Genomic DNA, 18,277 nt, shown 5'->3' on the forward strand with positions numbered 1-18,277 from the left:
AAGAATATGCCGCGCAGGGCTTCTGCGGCAGGCGCGGGACCCCGCGTCGACCCCGCCTAGGGTGGGAGGCATGAGACGGATGCTGCGACGTCTGGGTCTGGCGATGGCTACCGGTGCGGCATCCGCACTGCTGCTCGCGGGTCCCGCCCTGGCCACGGTCGCGCCGGAGGCGCCCCGCCAGACCGGTTCCACTGCGGCCGCGGTGACCGCGGTCGGCCCGGGGGGTGCGCCCGCGTCCGTCGAGGACTTCACGTTCCAGAGCATGGACGCCGACTACACCCTGGGCCGAGCCGACGACGGGTCGAGCACCTTGACCGTCGTCGAGACCTTCGTCGCCGACTTCCCCGACAGCGACCAGAATCGCGGCATGCGTCGCGCGATCCCCGACACCTACAACGGCCAGCCCCTTTTTCCGCGTCTGGTGTCGATCACCGACGAGAGCGGCGATGCCCGGCCCGCCGAGACGGACTCCGAGGACGGCACCTTCCAGATGACGTCGCGCGCCGACGACTACGTGCATGGGGCGCAGACCTATGTCTTCACCTACACGCTCGAGAACGTCACGTGGACTTTCGACGACACCGAAGCCGAGGAGTTCTACTGGGATGTCAACGGTGTCCAGTGGCCCCAGCCGTTCGGCCGGGTGACAGCCCGATTGCACGTGCCCGCCGATCTCGAAGGCTCCCTCACCGGGAACACGGCCTGCTATGCGGGTTCACAGGGGTCGAACGACCCGTGCGAGATCGGCACGAGCTCCGACGCCGATGGGGGGACCGTGGTCGAGGCATCCGCCACCGGGCTTGCGGCGTATCAGACCGTGACGATGGCCGTCGCCTTCACGCGGGGGACGTTCACGCCCTTCGACTCGTCGTACCTGGCCTCGCCGTGGGGCTGGGTGCAGGCCCTCACCGGGCTGGGCGCCGCCGCCGTCGTCGTGCTCGCCGCCATCACGCGCTCGCGGAAGCTCCGCGATGCGGCGGGGCGACCGACGATCATCGCCGAGTACACGCCGCCGTCGGGCGTGGACGCCCTCGAGAGCGCGGTGCTGCTCGGCAAGCCGGCCAAGGCGATCCCCGCCGAGGTGCTCGAGCAGGCGGTGGTGGGCAGCATCCGCATCGTCGAGGGCGACAAGCGCTGGTACGGCGGCGCTCCGCTGCGCGCCGAGCTGATCGATCCGTCGCGGGCGGACGGTGACGGGCGGATGCTGCTCGACGGGCTGTTCCCCGACCTCGCGCCCGGTGCCGTCTTCGAGTTCGGCCGCTCGGATACGCGCTTCTCGAAGGCCGCGCAGGCGATCCTCGCCGAGGCCGGCACGGAGATCTATGCGCGCGGACTGCGCCGCAAGGTGGGCGCGGGGCCTCGCATGCTGCCGATCGTCCTCTCCATACTTCTGGCGATCGGGGCGGGGGTCTTCGCGATGGTGGCGATCTTCGGCGGAGTGTCGCCGCTCTTCCCCGTCCTCGTGCTGGTCTTCGCGGTCATCGCGGCGTTCGTCGCCATCGGTCTCGTCTCGAACACCCCGCTGACACCGCGCGGCGCAGAGACGCGAGACCACCTTCAGGGTCTGAAGGTCTTCATGGAGTGGGCCGAAGCCGACCGGATCCGGATGCTGCAATCCCCGGCGGGAGCGGAACGCCGACCCGTCGACACCGGTGACCCGCGACAGATGCTCGACCTGTACGAGACCCTGCTGCCGTACGCGGTCGTGTTCGGCCTGGAGAAGCAGTGGGCGGAGCGCCTGGCGGTGCTCTACGGGCCGGATTACACGCCGACATGGTACTACGGCACCGGCGGGTTCAGCGCCGCCGCGTTCTCGAGCGGGATCGGCACGCTGTCGGCGACGGCGTCCTCCTCTTCGTCGACGTCAGGAGGTTCCTCCGGTGGCGGCGGGGCAGGCGGGGGCGGCGGCGGGGGCGGCGGGGGCGGTGTGTGACCGCCGGCGCATAGCCTGAACCCATGGCTCACGCATCCGCTCGCACTGCTCTGGAGACCGCGGACTGGCGCCGCCGCGTCTTCGCGCTCTACGCGGCCGTCCGCGCCGAGGTCGACCCCGAAGACGCGCATGAGCTCTGGCGCATCGAGCGGGATGACCTGATGTCGCGGCATCCGGCATCTCCCATGCTCGCCGACGATCGGCTGCTTTTCGAGGGGCTGCCGATCGCGCCCTACGACCCCGAATGGCGATTCGAGCTGCCCCTCGTCCCGGCTGAGCCGGGCGGTTTCGAGTTCGCGACCGGCACGGACGGCATCGTGCCCTTCGAGCGGATCGGCGTGGTGGAACTGCCGGGCGCTGGCTCGCTCGACGTCTGGCGGCTGATGACGTACGGGGGCGGCATCTTCCTGCCGGTGCGGGATGCGCTCGCCGGTCGCGAGGATGGCACGTACGGCGGCGGTCGCTACGTGCTCGACACCGTCAAAGGCTCGGATCTCGGGGCGGATGCGGCAGCCGGGAGGATCGTCGTCGACTTCAACTTCGCCTACAACCCGTCGTGCGCCTACGATCCGGCCTGGGCCTGCCCGCTCGCGCCGCCGGGCGATGTGCTCGACATCGAGGTGCCGGTGGGGGAGTTCTTCCGCAGCTGAGCGCATGCCGGTGACGACGCCGGTGCGGCTGGGGGTGCGGACGGTGTCGGGAATGGTGAAGGGCCGGTCGGAGAGGCATCCGGCCGGCCCTTTTCCCTTTGCACCAAGAGTGTCCTGCAATCACATGTCCGGTCTCTGCCACAGCAAAACATCGACCGTTCCTGAACTGTATAACGAGAAGATAACGACGGCAAGGGTTTTTCCGTTATCCGTTCGTGATCATCGAAAACCCATAAGATTCGGGTTCTTCCGACGGCCGCGGACGGAGCCATCGACCTCGGCGACGCCCAGACTGGACGTCGTGGACATCTCGAGGACAGCGCCCCCGCTGGGGGGCTCGATCGTAGCGGCGCAGGAGTGGCGACAGGTGGCCTTCGTGCACTGGCGTGCGGCGGTCGAGGACGTGGCCCCGTTGCTCCCGCCCGGGGTCGTCCCCGATGTGTGGGGAGGATCGACGTGGGTCGGGCTCATCGCGTTCCGGCTCGGCGACGCCCGGATCGGACCGCTGCCGCCTTCACCGATCGGCGGGTCGTTCACGGAGGTGAACGTGCGCCTCTACGGCGTGGATGACGAGGGACGCCGGGGAGTGGTGTTCCGGTCGCTCGAGGCATCGAGCCTGCCGGCCGTCCTCGCCGCCCGTGCCCTGTTCTCGCTCCCCTACATGTGGGCGCGCACCGCGCAGCGCCCACGCGTGGACGGGTGGGAGTACGCCGCTCGCCGCATGTCGGCTTCGCCCTCTCGGCGGGGCCCGGGCTTCCGTCTCGGTGTCGCGGTCGATGGGTCGCAGACCGTGGATGACGGGCTCTCGCAGTTCCTCACCGCCCGATGGGGCCTGTTCCAGCGTCGCTTCGGGCGAACACAGTGGTTGCCGAACGAGCACGAGCCGTGGGTGCTGCATCCTGCGTCCGTGACGTCCCTCCACGACGAGCTCTGCGCGGCCGCGGGCCTCCCGGGCATCGTGGACCGCGCGCCGGACTCGGTGCTGTTCAGCCCCGGAGTCGATGCCCGATTCGGCCGGGGGACTCTGCTCGACCGATGATTTCGCTGAGAGCGAACGGGGCGATATCCGTGGCGCCCTGCATGTCGACGCGTCGACATCCGCAGCTGGCGCACTTCGCGTAGACGACAGAGCCGGAGCTCACGCGATGGCGCGATTCGGTCGTCCACGCGTGCTTCGAGCACTCGGCGTGCTCGGTGGGGCGAGGGGAGGACTGCTGCTCGATCGGGCTCACATGTCCACGATGATGTAATGGCCTTATGCACCTCAACCCTTACGGCGAATACGCGGTACTGCTCGCCGCGTCGCTGGCGAACGACTGGCCCGTCGACCGGGCGGGCATCGAGCGGCGCGCGCGCGACTTCGGGATGACCATGGCCTTCCAGCCCGACGGCCGCGATCACGAGCGCACCCGGCGTGTGGTCGACCGGTGGCTCGCGGTCGTCGATGCGGGTGACGGGCGGACGAAGGCCGCCCTGCTGAACGACCTCATGGCTGAAGTCGGCGCGTATCCGCGGATGACGGACCACGACGGCGAGGGGTGGCATCTGCACTACCGCGACGAGGGGCGGGCCCTGCCCGATGTGCTCCTCGCCGTGTTCAGCGTGGGAACGGCGCTCCACCTGACGACGCGGGGAATGAGCCGCCTGGCACGCTGCGAGGCCGGCGCGGCGCCGGGGGACACCTGCCGCGATGTCTTCGTGGATGTGACGCGCAACGGCCGCCAGCGGTACTGCTCGGTCCGATGCGCGAACCGTGCGGCGGTGCGGCGGCATCGCGCGCGCCGACCGACGCAGGGGACCGGGGCGTCGCCCGCCGGGTGACGGGGATCTGCTGAAGAGCGGATGCCTCGACCCGACGTGCTCCGAAATACGGCATCTCTCCGCGTGCCGGCAAGGGTCGATCGCAGCGGCGCGATTCGCGGGCGGCGTGCCGCCGTTCACAGGTCGAGCCCCGCCCGCGGCGTAGGTTGGAGATCCCCGAATACTGAGGAGCCTGCGCATGGATCACCCGGACCCCTCGAACGAACCCGGCGACGTGTCCGCCACCCCGGGCGGCGATGTGTCCCTGGCGGACCGGCCGTGGATCGCGGCCTACGCGGAGGGCGTGCCGGCCGACATCACCCCCGTCGACGAGACCCTCGTGGACATGTTGGACTCCGCCGTCGCGCGCTACGACGGCCAGGTCGCCCTCGAGTTCTTCGGGGCGGAGACGACCTATGCAGAACTCGGCGAGCAGGTCGCGCGAGCCGCGAACGGTCTGCGCAAGCTGGGCGTCGTGGCCGGCGACCGCGTCGCTCTGGTGCTGCCCAACTGTCCGCAGCACGTCGTCGCGTTCTATGCGGCGCTGCGCCTCGGCGCCATCGTGGTCGAGCACAACCCGCTCTACACCCCACGCGAGCTGCGTCACCAGTTCGAGGAGCACGGCGCCGTGGTCGCGATCGTCTGGGACAAGGTCGCCGACGTCGTCGCGGGTCTTCCGGCCGATGCCGCGCCGGGAGCCGTCGTATCGGTGCGAATGACCGACGCGCTGCCGCTGGGCAAGCGCCTCGCGCTGAGGCTGCCGGTCGCGAAGGCGCGCGCGTCCCGCGACGCGATGACCGCCACCCCGAAGGTGAAGTCGGTGATCGAGTGGTCGCGCATCTCCGACGCGCGCCGCCTGCCCAAGAAGTGGGCGCGTCCCTCGCTCGACGACATCGCCCTGCTGCAGCTGACGAGTGGGACCACGGGGCAGCCCAAGGCCGCCATCCTGACGCACCGCAATCTGCGTTCGAACGCCGCGCAGGGACGCGCCTGGGTTCCCGGCCTGGAGGAGGGCAAGGAGGTCTTCGCGGCCGTGCTCCCGCTCTTCCACGCGTACGGGCTGACGCTCTGCCTCACCTTCGCCATCTCCATCGGCGCGCGGGTCGTGCTCTTCCCGAAATTCGACGTGGACCTGTTCCTCCGGGCGGCCCGCGGCACGCCGCCGACCTTCCTGCCTGCCGTCCCCCCGATCTACGACGCCCTGTCGCGCGCGAACGCCGACCTGCGCAGCATCCGGTTCTCCATCTCGGGGGCGATGAGTCTTCCGGTCGCGACGGTCTCGCGGTGGGAGCAGCAGAACGGCGGTCTGCTCGTCGAGGGCTACGGCATGACCGAGACGTCGCCGGTCGCTCTGGGCAACCCCATCGGGCCGACCCGCCGCCCGGGCACGGTCGGCATCCCGTTCCCGAGTACCGAGATCCGCGTCGTCGACCCCGAGAACCCGTCCGAGGATCGCGCGATCGGTGAGGCGGGCGAGCTGCTCATCCGGGGTCCGCAGGTGTTCCAGGGGTACTGGAACCGTCCCTCCGAGACGGCCGAAGTGCTGCTCCCCGGCGGCTGGCTGCGCAGCGGCGACATCGTGACGGTATCGCAGGACGGTTTCGTCACGGTGATCGACCGGGTCAAGGAGCTCATCATCACGGGCGGCTTCAACGTCAGTCCCACCGAGGTCGAGCACGTGCTGACGATGCATCCCGACATCGAGTCGGCTGCCGTCATCGGGCTCCCGCGCTCGTCCGGCGGCGAGCAGGTCGTCGCCGCCGTGACGGTGCGATCGGGTGCGAGGTTCGACGAGGATGCGCTGCGCGATTTCGCCCGGTCGCACCTCGCCGCCTACAAGATCCCCCGCCGGGTCGTGCAGATCGACGACCTCCCCCGATCGCAGATCGGCAAGGTGCTGCGCCGGATCGTCCGCGAGCGACTGATGGACGAGAGCGCGTGACGGCGGCGCCGGCTATCCGCCGGTGAGCAGGGCGACGCCGTCGATCACCGCGCGGTGCGTGAGCGACGAGCCCAGCACGCGGAAATGACCGACGGCCGCCACCTCGACGTTCGTCGCGCCGGTGAGCGCGCTCCCCTCGGGGATGTGCGGGTCGTAGCGCCCGTAGACCGACACGATGCGTCCGTTCACCGACGTCGACCGACCGAGCATCACGATCGTCTCGTCGGTGGGTCGGAACGCCTGGATGCTCGGGACCCGCACCCATTTGGCGAGCCCTGAGCCGCTGAAGGGTGTGCACACGGCCACCATGCCGAGCACACCGAGGGGGCGAGCGGATGCCGCATCCCGTGCGGTCGCGGGCGTCGCGCTCGCGGCGGCGACAGCGGGGTCTTCGCCCGAGGCCGCCGCGCGCGCCGCATCCTGAGCCGCGCCCGTCGTGACCAGCAGATGCTTGCCGATGAGTCCGCCCTTGCTGTGTGCGACGAGGACACGGCCGGCGGGCGGCGCGGGCGATGCGGCCAGGGCCTTCTCGAGCTTCGCCGCGGTGGCCCCGACCGGCAGACGGTTTGTGCGCAGTCCGTGCACGACGCGCACACGGTGGCCCGCGGCGTTGAGCGCGTCGCCCAGCGGCCGGAGGAACGACCAGTGCTCGTACACGCCGGGCAGCAGGACGATCTCGGGGAGGCGCGACGCACCCTCGTTCCAGGCCGTCGGCGCTCGACGGGGCCCGCGCGTCCAGGGCGGCGCGAAGATCGCGAGCTGGCGGGTGCCGGCGTAGAGATAATCCAGGGCCCACCACCACGCATGTACGAGCCACGGCATACGGCGCAGTCTACGTCGCGACCGGAGGCGGGTCGCCTTCAGCGGGAATATCCTCCGCCCGCCCGCGCTATCACCCGTACGTCGTCGAAAGGAAAAATCATGACGAGCAAGGTCTGGTTCATCACAGGGACATCGCGCGGGTTCGGTCGCGAGTGGGCGATCGCAGCCCTCGAGCGAGGAGACAAGGTCGCGGCCACGGCACGCAGCCTCGACGCCCTCGACGATCTCGTCGCACGGTTCGGCGACGCCATCCTGCCGATCGAGCTCGACGTCACGGACCGGGATGCGGACTTCGCGGCCGTACGGCTCGCGCACGAGACGTTCGGCCGACTCGACGTCGTCGTCAACAACGCCGGGTACGGGCAGTTCGGCTTCGTCGAGGAGCTGAGCGAGGCCGATCTTCGCGATCAGCTCGAGACCAACGTGTTCGGCGCGTTCTGGGTGACCCAGGCCGCGCTCCCCTTCCTGCGTGAGCAGGGCGCCGGTCACATCCTGCAGGTGTCGTCGATCGGCGGCATCAGCGCGTTCCCCGGGATCGGCGCGTATCACGCATCGAAGTGGGCGCTCGAGGGCTTCTCGCAGGCGCTCGCCGGCGAGGTGGCGGCGTTCGGCATCCACGTCACGCTCATCGAGCCCGGCGGGTTCTCCACCGACTGGGGCGGATCGAGCGCGCGTCACGCCGACCCTCTCGCGGCGTACGACGACGCCCGCGACGCCATGCAGAAGTCGCGCGCGCAGCGTTCGGCACAGCCCGGCGATCCCGAGGCATCCGCGGCCGCCGTCTTGAAGATCGTGGACGCGGACGAGCCGCCCCTGCGGGTGTTCTTCGGCTCGGCCCCCCTCGCGATCGCGAAGGCCGACTACGCCGGTCGCATCGAGACCTGGGAGAAGTGGAACGACGTCTCGCTGCTGGCCCAGGGCGGCGCCCGCTAGCGACGCGCGCCGGGGAGTGGTCCGGCGCCGGTCCGGCGCGATGTCGGGCCTCTGTGAGGATGGTCTGATGACTCCGAGGCCCGACATCCGCCTGATCGCCGCAGACATGGACGGCACGCTGCTGGACGGTGACGGCGAGGTCCCCGACACCCTGTGGCCGCTGCTCGAGCGCTTGAGCGCTGCGGGGGTGGAGTTCGTGCCCGCTTCGGGCCGGCAGCTGGCGACGCTGCGGAGGACGTTCGGCGCAGCATCCGACCGCATGTCCTTCATCGCTGAGAACGGCACGTTCGTCGTGCGCGGCCACGAAGAGGTCAGCGTCGACGCGATGGACCCGGTCTTCGTCGATGCGCTGGTGCGACGACTCCGGGAGCTCGCGCTCGGTGGCCTCGACATCGGGGTGGTCGTGTGCGGGAAGGAGTCCGCCTACATCGAGAGGGCGGATGCCGCATTCCTCGGTGAGGCCGAGAAGTACTACGCCAGGCTCGCCGTCGTCGACGACCTGCTCGCCCCCGACGACGCCATCCTCAAGATCGCGATCTACGACTTCGGGTCGGCGGAGGAACGGACGGCGCCGGCGCTCGCCGACCTTGCGGAGAGCCACCAGGTGGTGGTCTCGGGACACCACTGGATCGACGTCATGGAGCTCGGCGTCAACAAAGGGGTGGCGCTGCAGACCCTGCAGCGCGCTCTCGGCGTGACGCGATCGCAGACCGCCGCGTTCGGCGATTACCTGAACGATCTCGAGCTCCTCGATGCGGCGGAGTGGTCGTTCGCGATGGAGAACGCGCACGAGCAGGTCGCTGCGCGGGCGGCGCACCGTGCACCGTCGAACCTGGAGCACGGCGTGATCACCACGATCGAGCGGCTCGTCTTCGGGGGTGACGGCGCTCGCGTGAAAAGCTGACGGGGTGATCCTCGTGGCCGTCAGCAGCGTCGTCGTGCTCAACCTCTATGCCGCGGCGCTGATCCTGCTGCGCTCGTGGGTCTACAAGGTGTCCCTGTACCGCCCCATGCTGCTGAACATCGGCTTGTCGTTCGCTCCGGTGCTGCTCGCGCTGACGGCGATCGGCGGGCTGTTCCTGCTCGGCGCCGCCCTCGACCGCCTCGCGGTGATCCCCGGACTGATCGCGGCGACCTTCGTCTGGGGCTACATCGCGGTCGGGACGCTGCTGTGGCTGCTGTTCTTCCCCAATTCGGTCTACCTCATCACCGAGCTGAACTTCAGCCATCGAGCCGAAGAGACACCTGTGCCGCTCTGGTACGACATCGTGCAGACGCTGGCGCTCACGCTGTCGGGCATCGGCAACGCCGTGCTGAGCCTCGCGGTGATCCAGACCGGGGTGATCCTGGTCGTGCTCGACCCCGATGACGCCGGCGCGCCGGCCGCGTCGTGGGTGTTCGCGGGCGTCGTGATCGTCCTCGGCGCCGTCGGGGTCTACATGGGGAGGTACCTGCGCGTGAACAGCTGGGATGTGCGGCACCCCTCATCGATGATCGCGAAGATCACGGGCCACCTGCGGCAGCGCGGCAAAGCGCTCGAGGCCTTCGGTTTCGTCCTGACCCACGCGATCCTGATCGCGCTCATCTACGTCCCGCTCTCCCTGCTCGGGTTCGGGGCACTGCGCGGCTGAGCGCAGCTGCTCGTCGTCGGCTGCCCCTGGCCGAATGTCGGGGGGTCGTGGGACCCTGGAACCGTCACCAGATCCAGCTGTGCCAGACCGAGCTGTGCCGAACCGGGAGTGACCCACGATGTCCGATACGCCCCGCAATGCCTCGACGAGCGAGCCTGACCAGTTCGCGCCGGGGCCGTCGACCCTGCGCAGCTTCTACGGGGTGTTGCTGAACACCGCGATCGCCAACGTCACATCGAGCTATCTGTGGTGGGCGCTCACGTTCTGGGTCTACCTCGAGACGCGTTCGGTGCTGGCGACCGCGATCATCGGCGGCTCGTACATGCTGCTGGTCGCGCTTCTGGGCGTGGTGTTCGGCGTGATCGTCGACCGCACCAAGAAGAAGGCGGTCATGGTCCTCTCGAGCGTCATCACGCTCGCTGCCTATCTCCTCGCCGGGGCGCTCTACCTCGCCTTCCCCGAATCGGTGCTCGTCGATTGGGGCGGTCCGTGGTTCTGGGTGTTCGCCGCGGTCATCCTCGTCGGCGGGGTGGTCGAGAACATGCGCAACATCGCGCTGTCGACGACCGTGACGCTGCTGGTGCCCGGCGACCGCCGCGACCGGGCGAACGGGCTGGTCGGCACGGTGCAGGGCATCGCGTTCATGGTCACGAGCGTGTTCTCGGGTTTGTCGATCGGGCTGCTCGGCATGGGATGGACCGTCGTGATCGCGATCGTCGCGACCGCCCTCGCGCTGACGCATCTGATGTTCGTTCCGATCCCCGAGCGCACCATCGCCCACGTCGAGGGCGCGACGACGTCGTTCGACTTCCGGGGCGTGATCCCCGCGATCGTCGCTGTTCCGGGGCTGCTCGCCCTCCTCCTGTTCAGCACGTTCAACAATCTGGTCGGCGGCATCTTCATGGCGCTGATGGACCCGTACGGGCTCACGCTGTTCTCGGTCGAGCTCTGGGGGGTGGTGCTCGGCGTCACGAGCACGGGGTTCATCATCGGTGGACTTCTGGTCGCCAAGTTCGGGCTCGGCAAGAATCCGGTGCGGACGATGCTGCTGGTCAACGTCGGCATCGCGGTGCTCGGCATGACGTTCGCGATCCGAGAACTGTGGTGGGTCTACGCGCTGGGCATTCTCGTGTTCATGTGCCTGATGCCCATCGCCGAGGCATCCGAGCAGACCATCATCCAGCGGGTCGTGCCGTTCCAGAAGCAGGGGCGCGTGTTCGGATTCGCGGCGAGCATCGAGTCGGCGGCCGCGCCGGTGTCGTCGTTCATCATCGGCCCGATCGCGGAGTTCTGGCTGATCCCGTATATGCGGACCGACGCCGGCGACGACGCCTTCGGATGGCTGCTCGGCCAGGGGGAGGCTCGCGGCATCGCCCTCGCGTTCACCGCGGCGAGTCTCGTGCTTCTCGTGGTCGTGCTGCTCGCGTTCGTGTCGCGGCCGTACCGCCGTCTCTCCGCGGCGTACGCCGCGGCGCCTGCGACGGCGCCGGACGAAGAAGCCGGCGCTGCGGTCGACGGCGAGGAAGCCGGCGCTGCGGTCGACGGCGAGGATTCCGCGTTCGAGGACACTCGCGAGATCCGCGATTCTCGCGGGACCGCCGGCGAGAAGGCGATGGATGCTGCGTCCGAGGGCGCGACCGCGGCCGGGCGCAGCGCCCCCCGCCGCAGCGCCGAGTCCGTCGATCAGTGACCGGCGACGGCCTCACGCCGGTCGCTGCCGCGTCTTCCCTTACCCGAAGGTCTCTTCGTTCGCCCCATCCGGCCGTTCAACGTGCAGCAGCGAGTCGAAACGCGCACCACCTGTAAAGATCGAGCGTGCCCATCCCTCTCGTCATCGACACCGATACCGCCGCCGACGACTGTTTCGCGCTGCTGCTCGGACTGCTCGACCCCCGCGCAGACCTCAAGGCCATCACGATCGTCGCGGGGAACGTGGGGTTCGCGCAGCAGGTCGACAACGCCTTCCTGACCCTCGAGCTCGCCGGTCGCCTCGGCGACGTCCCGGTGCACGCCGGGGCCCACGTGCCGCTCGTCAGCGAGTGGGTCGGCGCGACCGAGGTGCACGGACTCGACGGTGTCGGCGGACAGCGTCGCACCAACGCCGAGCCCGCGTCTGAGGAGCACGCGGTCGATGCCCTCGTCCGCCTCGCGCGCCGCCACGCCGGTGAGCTCACCATCGTCGCCATCGGGCCGCTCACCAATATCGCGCTCGCGGTGCGCCGCGACCCCGCTTTCGCCGCCAACGTCCGTGAGCTCGTCGTGATGGGCGGTTCCCTCAACGGCCGAGGCAATGTCACCCCCGCCGCGGAATACAACATCTTCGTCGACCCGGAGGCCGCGAACATCGTCGTGAGCGCCGGCTTCCCGAGCCTGCGCTTCGTCACGTGGGATCCGCTCACCATCGCATCCACGGTCTTCGGACCCGAGCGCATCGCTCAGATCGAGGCCCTCGACACACCCCTCAGCAGGTTCTTCGTCCGAGCGAACCGGGCGACGTTCGCCTTCGATCACGCCGCAGGTCTCGGTGGGTCGACGCACCCGGACTCGCTGTCGGTGGCCATCGCCCTCGCGCCCGAACTCACCCGCAGAGAACGGCCCTACCGCGTGGCCGTCGAACTGCGCGGCGAGCACACCCGCGGTGCCACGGTCTTCGATTGGCGAGCGGACGCCGTGCCCAACGCCACCGCGATCGAAGAGGTCGACTCCGCCGCGTTCTTCACACTGATGCGCGACCTCCTCGCCCAGCGACCTCACGTTCGGCGCGGACCCGAGGTTCAGCCCGGCTCGGGCGGCTTCGCACGCGCGTGAGGCCGCTCGCCTAGGCCCGGTGCGCGGTGTAGTACTCGAGCAGTGCGCGGGTCGAGGCATCCTGCGAAGCCAGCGCATCGGCGTCACCCTCGATCGCCGGAGCGATCTGCAGGGCGAGCTGCTTGCCGAGTTCGACACCCCACTGATCGAACGAGTTGATGCCCCAGATCGTGCCCTGCGTGAACGTGATGTGCTCGTACAGCGCCACCAGCTCGCCCAGCACCCGCGGCGTGAGCGAAGCCGCGAAGATCGATGTCGTCGGACGATTGCCCGGGAAGGTGCGCGCCGCCACGAGTGCACCCGTCGTCCCCTCGGCCTCCACTTCCTCGGCCGTCTTGCCGAAGGCGAGGGCCTTCGTCTGCGCGAGGAAGTTCGCCAGGAACAGACCGTGCACGTCGCGCCCGGCGTCCTCGAGCGGATACGCGGGATTCACGAAGGCGATGAAGTCGGCGGGGATCAACCGCGTTCCCTGGTGGATGAGCTGGTAGAACGCGTGTTGGCCGTTCGTGCCCGGCTCGCCCCAGAACACCTCACCGGTGTCGGTGGTGACCGGTGAGCCGTCCCACCGGACCGATTTGCCGTTCGACTCCATCGTGAGCTGCTGCAGGTATGCCGCGAATCGGTGCAGCTGCTGCGCGTAGGGCAGCACGGCATGCGACTGCGACCCGAGGAAGTTGTTGTACCAGACGTTGAGCAGCCCCATCAGGACCGGTACGTTCTGCGCCAACGGTGTCGTGCGGACATGCTCGTCGACGGCGTGGAATCCGCCGAGCAGCTCGCGGAACGCGTCAGGACCCAGCGTGATCGCCAGCGAGAGGCCGATCGCCGAATCCACCGAATAGCGTCCGCCCACCCAGTCCCAGAACCCGAACGCGTTCTTCGGATCGATGCCGAATGCCGCCACCTTGTCGAGAGCCGTCGAGACGGCGACGAAGTGGTGCGCCACGGCATCGGTGCGGGATGCCTCGTCCGACCCGATCGCGCCGGAGGACTCGAGCTGCGCCCACAGCCAGTCGCGCGCGAGCCGCGCGTTCGTCAGGGTCTCGAGGGTCGTGAAGGTCTTGGACGCGACGATGAAGAGTGTGGTCTCGGGGTCGAGCCCTTCCGTCTTCTGGGCGATGTCGGTGGGGTCGATGTTCGAGACGAAGATCGCGTGAATGCCGGCGTCGGCGTAGGGCCTGAGTCCTTCGTAGATCATGACCGGACCGAGGTCGGAGCCGCCGATGCCGATGTTCACGACGTGCGTGACCTTCTTGCCGGTGATGCCCCGCCACTCGCCCGATCGCACGCGATCGGCGAAGGCCGACAGCGCATCGAGCACCTCCTGCACATCGTGATCGACGTTCTGCCCGTCCACGACGAGGGCGGGGGATGATCCGGCCGGCCGCCGCAGCGCGGTGTGCAGCACGGCACGGTTCTCACTGGTGTTCAAATGGGCGCCGGCCAGCATGTCCGCGTAACGCTCAGCCACCCCGGTCTGCTCGGCGAGCCGCACGAGCGAGGCGAGGATCTCATCGGTCACGAGGTTCTTCGACAGATCGACGTGCAGGTCCGCAAGGGGGAAGCTGAAGCGCTCGACCCGCCCGGAGTCCTCGGCGAACCACGCGCGCAGATCAGGGGTGAACGAGCTTCGAAGAGCGTCGAGCTCCGACCAGGCAGCGGTGGACGTGGGGTCGATCGGAGAGGTCATGCATCCACGCTAGCGCCGTGCGGCGTAACCTGCACTCGTGTCGATCGAGCTGACCGCAGCGCACCTCGCCGCCCGCCTCGATGCGCTCGGTGACCCTGCCCACGCGGAGATCCTGCAGCGCTTCTTCCAGACGGGGCCGGGCGGATACGCCGAGGGCGACGAGTTCATCGGCGTCCGCGTGCCGGCGACGAGAACCGTTGTCAAGGAGTTCGCGGCCCTGCCCGCGGCGGAGGCCACCGCGCTGCTCGCGAGCCCGGTCCACGAGCACCGGCTCGCGGCGCTGCTCGTGCTCGTCGCCCAGGCCGAACGCGCCGCACGGACGGGCGACGACGACGCCCGTCGCAAGATCTTCGACCTCTACCTGGCGGCCGTCTCGCGGGGGGAGGTCGACAACTGGGACCTCGTCGACTCGACCGCCGAACAGATCGTCGGGCGATGGTTGCGGGAGCAGGATGACGTCGAAGCCTTCGCCCGACTCGATCGGTTGGCCGCGGGACCGCTGTGGGAGCGTCGTGTCGCCGTCATCGCCACCTTCGCGTGGATCAAGGCGGGCGACGCCGAACCGACGCTGCGGCTCGCCGAGACGCTGCTCGGAGACCGCGAGCCGCTGATCCACAAGGCCGTCGGATGGATGCTGCGCGAGGTCGGGAAACGGGTGGACCGCGGCGAACTGCTGGCGTTCCTCGAGGAGAATGCCGGACGGATGCCGCGCACGATGCTCTCCTATGCCGTCGAGCACCTCGCTCCCTCGGAGCGGGCTCGCCTGCGCGCGATTCCGCGCCGACCCGTGCGTTCGACGGGTGAGGCAGGGCAGGCGATCCAGGGGAGGAGTGCGCGCGTCAGCGCTCCCGGACGCTGAGCACGGCGTCCCACAGTGCATCCGAGACCGCCCGCTTGTGACCGCCGGCATCGGCGAGCACTTCGCCGCCCGGCCCGATGATCGTCAGCTCGTTCTCTGTGGACTCGAAGCCCCGTGTCCATCCGACCTCGTTCACGGCGAGCAGGTCGACGCCCTTGCGTGCCTGCTTGCGCCGGGCGCGTGCCAGGAGATCAGCCTGATCGGACGACGTCTCGGCGGCGAAACCGACGATCGTCTGCCCCGCCGGACGCTCCCGCACGAGTGCCGCGACCACGTCCTCCGTCTCGACGAGCTCCAGCGTGAGCCGACCGTCGGGGGACGACTCTTTCGTGAGCTTGCGCTCCGACACCTCGGCTGGGCGGTAGTCGGCCACGGCCGCAGCCATCACGATGACGTCGGCATCGACCGCAGCCGTCCGCGCGGCGGTGGCGAGCTCAGCGGCCGTGCCGACGGTCTCGATCTCGATCGAGGGCAGAGCGGATGCCTCGGCCAGCACTCCCGCGTCGACATGCGCGACGATCAGTCGCACGTCGGCGCCGCGTGCGGCGGCGGTGACGGCGACCGCCGCGCCCTGTCGGCCGCTGGAGCGGTTGCCGAGGAACCGCACGGGATCGAGGGGTTCGCGGGTGCCTCCGGCCGTGACGACCACGCGGAGTCCCGCCAGGTCCCGGCGATGGACGACGGACGCCGCCTCGAGGATCGTCTCGGGTTCCGACATTCGTCCCGGCCCGCTGTCGCCACCGGTGAGCTCGCCCGTCTCCGGCCCCACGATGCGGACCCCCCGCGAACGCAGCACCTCGATGTTGTGCGCGGTGGCGGGATGGCGCCACATCTCGGTGTGCATGGCCGGTGCCACGATCACCGGCGCGGTGGTCGCCAGTAGGCTGGTTCCGAGGAGATCGTCGGCAAGCCCGGCGGTCATCTTGGCCAGGAAGTTCGCCGTCGCGGGTGCGACGATCACGAGATCCGCCGACCGTCCGAGCGCGACATGCCGCACCTTCGCGACATCGTCGTGCACGGACGTCGTCACCGGGTTGCGGCTGATCGCCTCCCACGTCGGCAGACCCACGAAGCGGAGGGCGTCTTCGGTGGGGATGACATGCACGTCGTGCCCGGATCGCACCAGCAGGCGCACGAGATGCACGGTCTTGTAGGCCGCGATCCCACCGGTGACTCCCACGACGACGAACATGCCTCGATCTTGTCAGGAGATTTCTGCAGTGTGCACGGTGATCATCCACGTTCCTGTCTCGAGCGACGAGCCGACGCGGGTCCTCGCGATCCGAGACGAGGACCCGGGCCGGGCATGGGACCCGCTGGGGCGACGGTGGCCGGAAGAGCACCCCGATGTCGTGGGGGTGCGCGATCAACGGTCGGGCGGCGCATGGCTGGCGGCGGACTCCTCGACGGGCCGGTTCGCCGTGCTGCTGAACCGCGCCGACGTCACCGAGCTGCCCGCCGAGGGGCTGCGGTCGCGCGGAGAGGTCGTGCTGGACTCGGTTGCCGGACGGTCGGTCGCTGGACGGCCGCGCATGCACGGATTCAACCTCGTCGAGGTGGCCCGCACCTCTCCCGGTACCGCAGCAGGCACCTCCCCTGACATCGTGGCCGCGATCGTGACCTGGGACGGTGATGTGGTCCGGCGGACTCCGCTCGCGCCGGGCACGCACATGATCGCTCACGACGACATCGACGACCCCGAGACCGCGCGCATCGTCGAATGGCTTCCCGCCTTCGAAGCGCAGGTTCCGGATGCCGCGAGCGCGGAGTGGTGGCGGCCCTGGCTCGAGATCCTCGCGCGGAGCTCCGCCCTCGACCCCACGGACGAGCGGGCGATCGTGCGGGACAACCGGCCGTACGGCTACCCGACGCTCTCGCTGCTGGTCTGCGCCGCGACGATCGCGTCGACGGGCGTGGATGTGCGTTACGGCGAACTCACCGAGCCCGGCCGGTGGAACGCCCTCGAGCTCGGGTGAGACGGTGCGGACGGTGTCGGGGATGGTGAAGGGCCGGTCGGAGAGGCATCCGGCCGGCCCTTTTCCCTTTGCACCAAGAGTGTCCTGCAATCACATGTCCGGTCTCTGCCACAGCAAAACATCGACCGTTCCTGAACTGTATAACGAGAAGATAACGACGGCAAGGGTTTTTCCGTTATCCGTTCGTGATCATCGAAAACCCACAGATCGGCGGCGGCGGACCCGTCCGTCTACCGCCGTACGGGGGACGGCACGACGCCGCTGAGGGTCTCCGACAGCTGCCACAGGCGGGCGGCGTCGTCGACGTCGCGCAGCGGCCGATAGAGGTCCTGCTGAGCGGGAGACCCACCGATGTGTCCGGGACCGTTCGGTCCGTACAGGGTGCCGCCTTGCGCGTCGGGCGCCGTCGCCGCCGCGAGGGCCGGAAGCGCTGCGGTGTCGACCGTGCCCACCAGGATCCCGCGCGCTGACAGCCAACGGATCACACGCACCTGCGGGGTGTCTCCGTCGCGCTGAAGCTCCGGCCGGGCGGCGAGAAGACTGGTCGGCGCGACTCCCGGATGCGAGAGATTGCTCGTGATGCCCCAGCCCTCGGTTCGGCTGCGCCGGTCGAGCTCGAGACCGAACAGCCCGAACGCGATCTTGGACTGCGCGTACGCCTGCATGGCGTTGTAGCGGCGTTCGCTGTTGATGTCGTCCCATCGGATGACCCCGGAGCGCGCGGCGATGCTGATCTGCGACGTGACACGGGCCCGTCCCGCGCTCAGGAGCGGGAGAAGGTGGCCCACCAGCGCGAAGTGACCGAGATGGTTCGTGCCGAACTGGAGCTCGAAGCCGTCAGCGGTCGTCTGCCGGCTCGGTGGGGTCATGACACCCGCGTTGTTGATCAGGATGTGGATGGGCAGGCCCTCCTCGCGCAGAGCGTCGCCGAGGGTCGCCACCGATTGCAGCGAGGACAGATCGAGGTCGCGCACGTGCACGGCGGCGGTCGGCACGGCGGCGCGTATCGACGCGGCGGCGCTTTCGCCCTTCCGGCGGTTGCGCACGGGCATGATGACGTGTGCGCCGGCGGCGGCCAGACGCCGCGCGATGACGAGCCCCATTCCGTCGCTGGCTCCGGTCACGAGTGCCCGGGTGCCGTTGAGGTCGGGTAACCGGATGTCGGCGGTACGAGGTGATCGTGCGGGTGTCATGTCTGCTCCTTGCGGGAAACCGCTGCTGGCGCGGGTCTGC

Annotated in this window: 16 protein-coding genes; 12 read left to right on the forward strand and 4 right to left on the reverse strand. The window is 69.5% G+C overall.

The genetic code is table 11. The features are described 5' to 3' along the window. Positions 1-70: 70 nt before the first annotated feature. The 5 genes from ACFXOO_RS01215 (at position 71) to ACFXOO_RS01235 (ending at position 6,325) form a co-directional block, all read left to right on the forward strand. The gene (locus ACFXOO_RS01215) at positions 71-1,933 is read left to right on the forward strand and encodes a DUF2207 domain-containing protein (protein ID WP_394562563.1); all 1,863 of its coding nucleotides are present in this window, start codon (positions 71-73) and stop codon (positions 1,931-1,933) included. Between the two features lie 23 nt (positions 1,934-1,956). Beyond that, positions 1,957-2,583, forward strand: a complete 627-nt coding sequence (locus ACFXOO_RS01220; RefSeq protein WP_394562564.1) for a DUF1684 domain-containing protein — start codon at positions 1,957-1,959, stop codon at positions 2,581-2,583. A 301-nt stretch (positions 2,584-2,884) separates the two neighbouring features. Continuing rightward, positions 2,885-3,622 carry a YqjF family protein gene (locus ACFXOO_RS01225; protein ID WP_378836957.1) on the forward strand — a complete coding sequence of 246 codons (738 nt, stop codon included), beginning with the start codon at positions 2,885-2,887 and terminating at the stop codon, positions 3,620-3,622. Between the two features lie 218 nt (positions 3,623-3,840). After that, entirely contained in the window at positions 3,841-4,404 is a 564-nt protein-coding gene (locus tag ACFXOO_RS01230) for a CGNR zinc finger domain-containing protein (RefSeq protein WP_394562565.1), read from the forward strand. Between the two features lie 178 nt (positions 4,405-4,582). After that, entirely contained in the window at positions 4,583-6,325 is a 1,743-nt protein-coding gene (locus ACFXOO_RS01235; RefSeq protein ID WP_378852184.1) for a long-chain-fatty-acid--CoA ligase, read from the forward strand. Positions 6,326-6,337: 12 nt separating this feature from the next. On the opposite strand, the gene ACFXOO_RS01240 is transcribed toward ACFXOO_RS01235, so the two are convergent. After that, the gene (locus ACFXOO_RS01240; RefSeq protein ID WP_378852182.1) at positions 6,338-7,147 is read right to left on the reverse strand and encodes a hypothetical protein; all 810 of its coding nucleotides are present in this window, start codon (positions 7,145-7,147) and stop codon (positions 6,338-6,340) included. Between the two features lie 99 nt (positions 7,148-7,246). Here ACFXOO_RS01240 and ACFXOO_RS01245 point away from each other — a divergent pair, with 99 nt between their 5' ends. From ACFXOO_RS01245 to ACFXOO_RS01265, 5 genes are all read left to right on the forward strand, one after another. Then, complete coding sequence (locus ACFXOO_RS01245; protein WP_394562566.1) at positions 7,247-8,080, forward strand: SDR family oxidoreductase; 834 nt, start codon at positions 7,247-7,249, stop codon at positions 8,078-8,080. Positions 8,081-8,147: 67 nt separating this feature from the next. Next, positions 8,148-8,984, forward strand: a complete 837-nt coding sequence (locus ACFXOO_RS01250; protein ID WP_394562567.1) for a Cof-type HAD-IIB family hydrolase — start codon at positions 8,148-8,150, stop codon at positions 8,982-8,984. Between the two features lie 4 nt (positions 8,985-8,988). Beyond that, positions 8,989-9,711, forward strand: a complete 723-nt coding sequence (locus tag ACFXOO_RS01255; RefSeq protein ID WP_394562568.1) for a DUF1361 domain-containing protein — start codon at positions 8,989-8,991, stop codon at positions 9,709-9,711. Positions 9,712-9,829: 118 nt separating this feature from the next. Beyond that, the gene (locus tag ACFXOO_RS01260) at positions 9,830-11,401 is read left to right on the forward strand and encodes an MFS transporter (RefSeq protein WP_394562569.1); all 1,572 of its coding nucleotides are present in this window, start codon (positions 9,830-9,832) and stop codon (positions 11,399-11,401) included. 125 nt (positions 11,402-11,526) lie between these two features. After that, positions 11,527-12,519 (forward strand): nucleoside hydrolase, encoded by a 993-nt coding sequence (locus tag ACFXOO_RS01265; protein WP_394562570.1) that lies wholly within the window; start codon positions 11,527-11,529, stop codon positions 12,517-12,519. A gap of 10 nt (positions 12,520-12,529) precedes the next feature. Here the strand turns inward: ACFXOO_RS01265 and pgi are convergent, their stop codons facing one another. After that, complete coding sequence (pgi, locus tag ACFXOO_RS01270; RefSeq protein ID WP_394562571.1) at positions 12,530-14,209, reverse strand: glucose-6-phosphate isomerase; 1,680 nt, start codon at positions 14,207-14,209, stop codon at positions 12,530-12,532. A 37-nt stretch (positions 14,210-14,246) separates the two neighbouring features. Between pgi and ACFXOO_RS01275 the strand changes: the two genes are divergently transcribed. After that, positions 14,247-15,068, forward strand: coding sequence for a DNA alkylation repair protein (locus ACFXOO_RS01275; RefSeq protein WP_394562572.1), 822 nt, complete (start codon positions 14,247-14,249; stop codon positions 15,066-15,068). Here the strand turns inward: ACFXOO_RS01275 and coaBC are convergent. Beyond that, complete coding sequence (gene coaBC / locus ACFXOO_RS01280; RefSeq protein ID WP_394562573.1) at positions 15,049-16,260, reverse strand: bifunctional phosphopantothenoylcysteine decarboxylase/phosphopantothenate--cysteine ligase CoaBC; 1,212 nt, start codon at positions 16,258-16,260, stop codon at positions 15,049-15,051. The two genes, ACFXOO_RS01275 and coaBC, sit on opposite strands and share 20 nt — an antisense overlap. Before the next feature lie 28 nt (positions 16,261-16,288). Here coaBC and ACFXOO_RS01285 point away from each other — a divergent pair, with 28 nt between their 5' ends. Next, entirely contained in the window at positions 16,289-17,044 is a 756-nt protein-coding gene (locus tag ACFXOO_RS01285) for an NRDE family protein (RefSeq protein ID WP_394562574.1), read from the forward strand. A gap of 230 nt (positions 17,045-17,274) precedes the next feature. On the opposite strand, the gene ACFXOO_RS01290 is transcribed toward ACFXOO_RS01285, so the two are convergent. Beyond that, complete coding sequence (locus ACFXOO_RS01290) at positions 17,275-18,237, reverse strand: SDR family oxidoreductase (protein ID WP_378852165.1); 963 nt, start codon at positions 18,235-18,237, stop codon at positions 17,275-17,277. Positions 18,238-18,277 lie beyond the last annotated feature (40 nt).

This window comes from Microbacterium sp. P03 (genome assembly GCF_043556235.1).
Classification (GTDB): domain Bacteria; phylum Actinomycetota; class Actinomycetes; order Actinomycetales; family Microbacteriaceae; genus Microbacterium.

Coding starts and splice junctions, on each gene's coding strand:
- ACFXOO_RS01215 (WP_394562563.1), top strand. CDS start 71: ATGAGACGGATGCTGCGACGTCTGGGTCTGGCGATGGCTACCGGTGCG.
- ACFXOO_RS01220 (WP_394562564.1), top strand. CDS start 1,957: ATGGCTCACGCATCCGCTCGCACTGCTCTGGAGACCGCGGACTGGCGC.
- ACFXOO_RS01230 (WP_394562565.1), top strand. CDS start 3,841: ATGCACCTCAACCCTTACGGCGAATACGCGGTACTGCTCGCCGCGTCG.
- ACFXOO_RS01235 (WP_378852184.1), top strand. CDS start 4,583: ATGGATCACCCGGACCCCTCGAACGAACCCGGCGACGTGTCCGCCACC.
- ACFXOO_RS01240 (WP_378852182.1), bottom strand. CDS start 7,147: ATGCCGTGGCTCGTACATGCGTGGTGGTGGGCCCTGGATTATCTCTAC.
- ACFXOO_RS01245 (WP_394562566.1), top strand. CDS start 7,247: ATGACGAGCAAGGTCTGGTTCATCACAGGGACATCGCGCGGGTTCGGT.
- ACFXOO_RS01250 (WP_394562567.1), top strand. CDS start 8,148: ATGACTCCGAGGCCCGACATCCGCCTGATCGCCGCAGACATGGACGGC.
- ACFXOO_RS01260 (WP_394562569.1), top strand. CDS start 9,830: ATGTCCGATACGCCCCGCAATGCCTCGACGAGCGAGCCTGACCAGTTC.
- pgi (WP_394562571.1), bottom strand. CDS start 14,209: ATGACCTCTCCGATCGACCCCACGTCCACCGCTGCCTGGTCGGAGCTC.
- coaBC (WP_394562573.1), bottom strand. CDS start 16,260: ATGTTCGTCGTCGTGGGAGTCACCGGTGGGATCGCGGCCTACAAGACC.
- ACFXOO_RS01290 (WP_378852165.1), bottom strand. CDS start 18,237: ATGACACCCGCACGATCACCTCGTACCGCCGACATCCGGTTACCCGAC.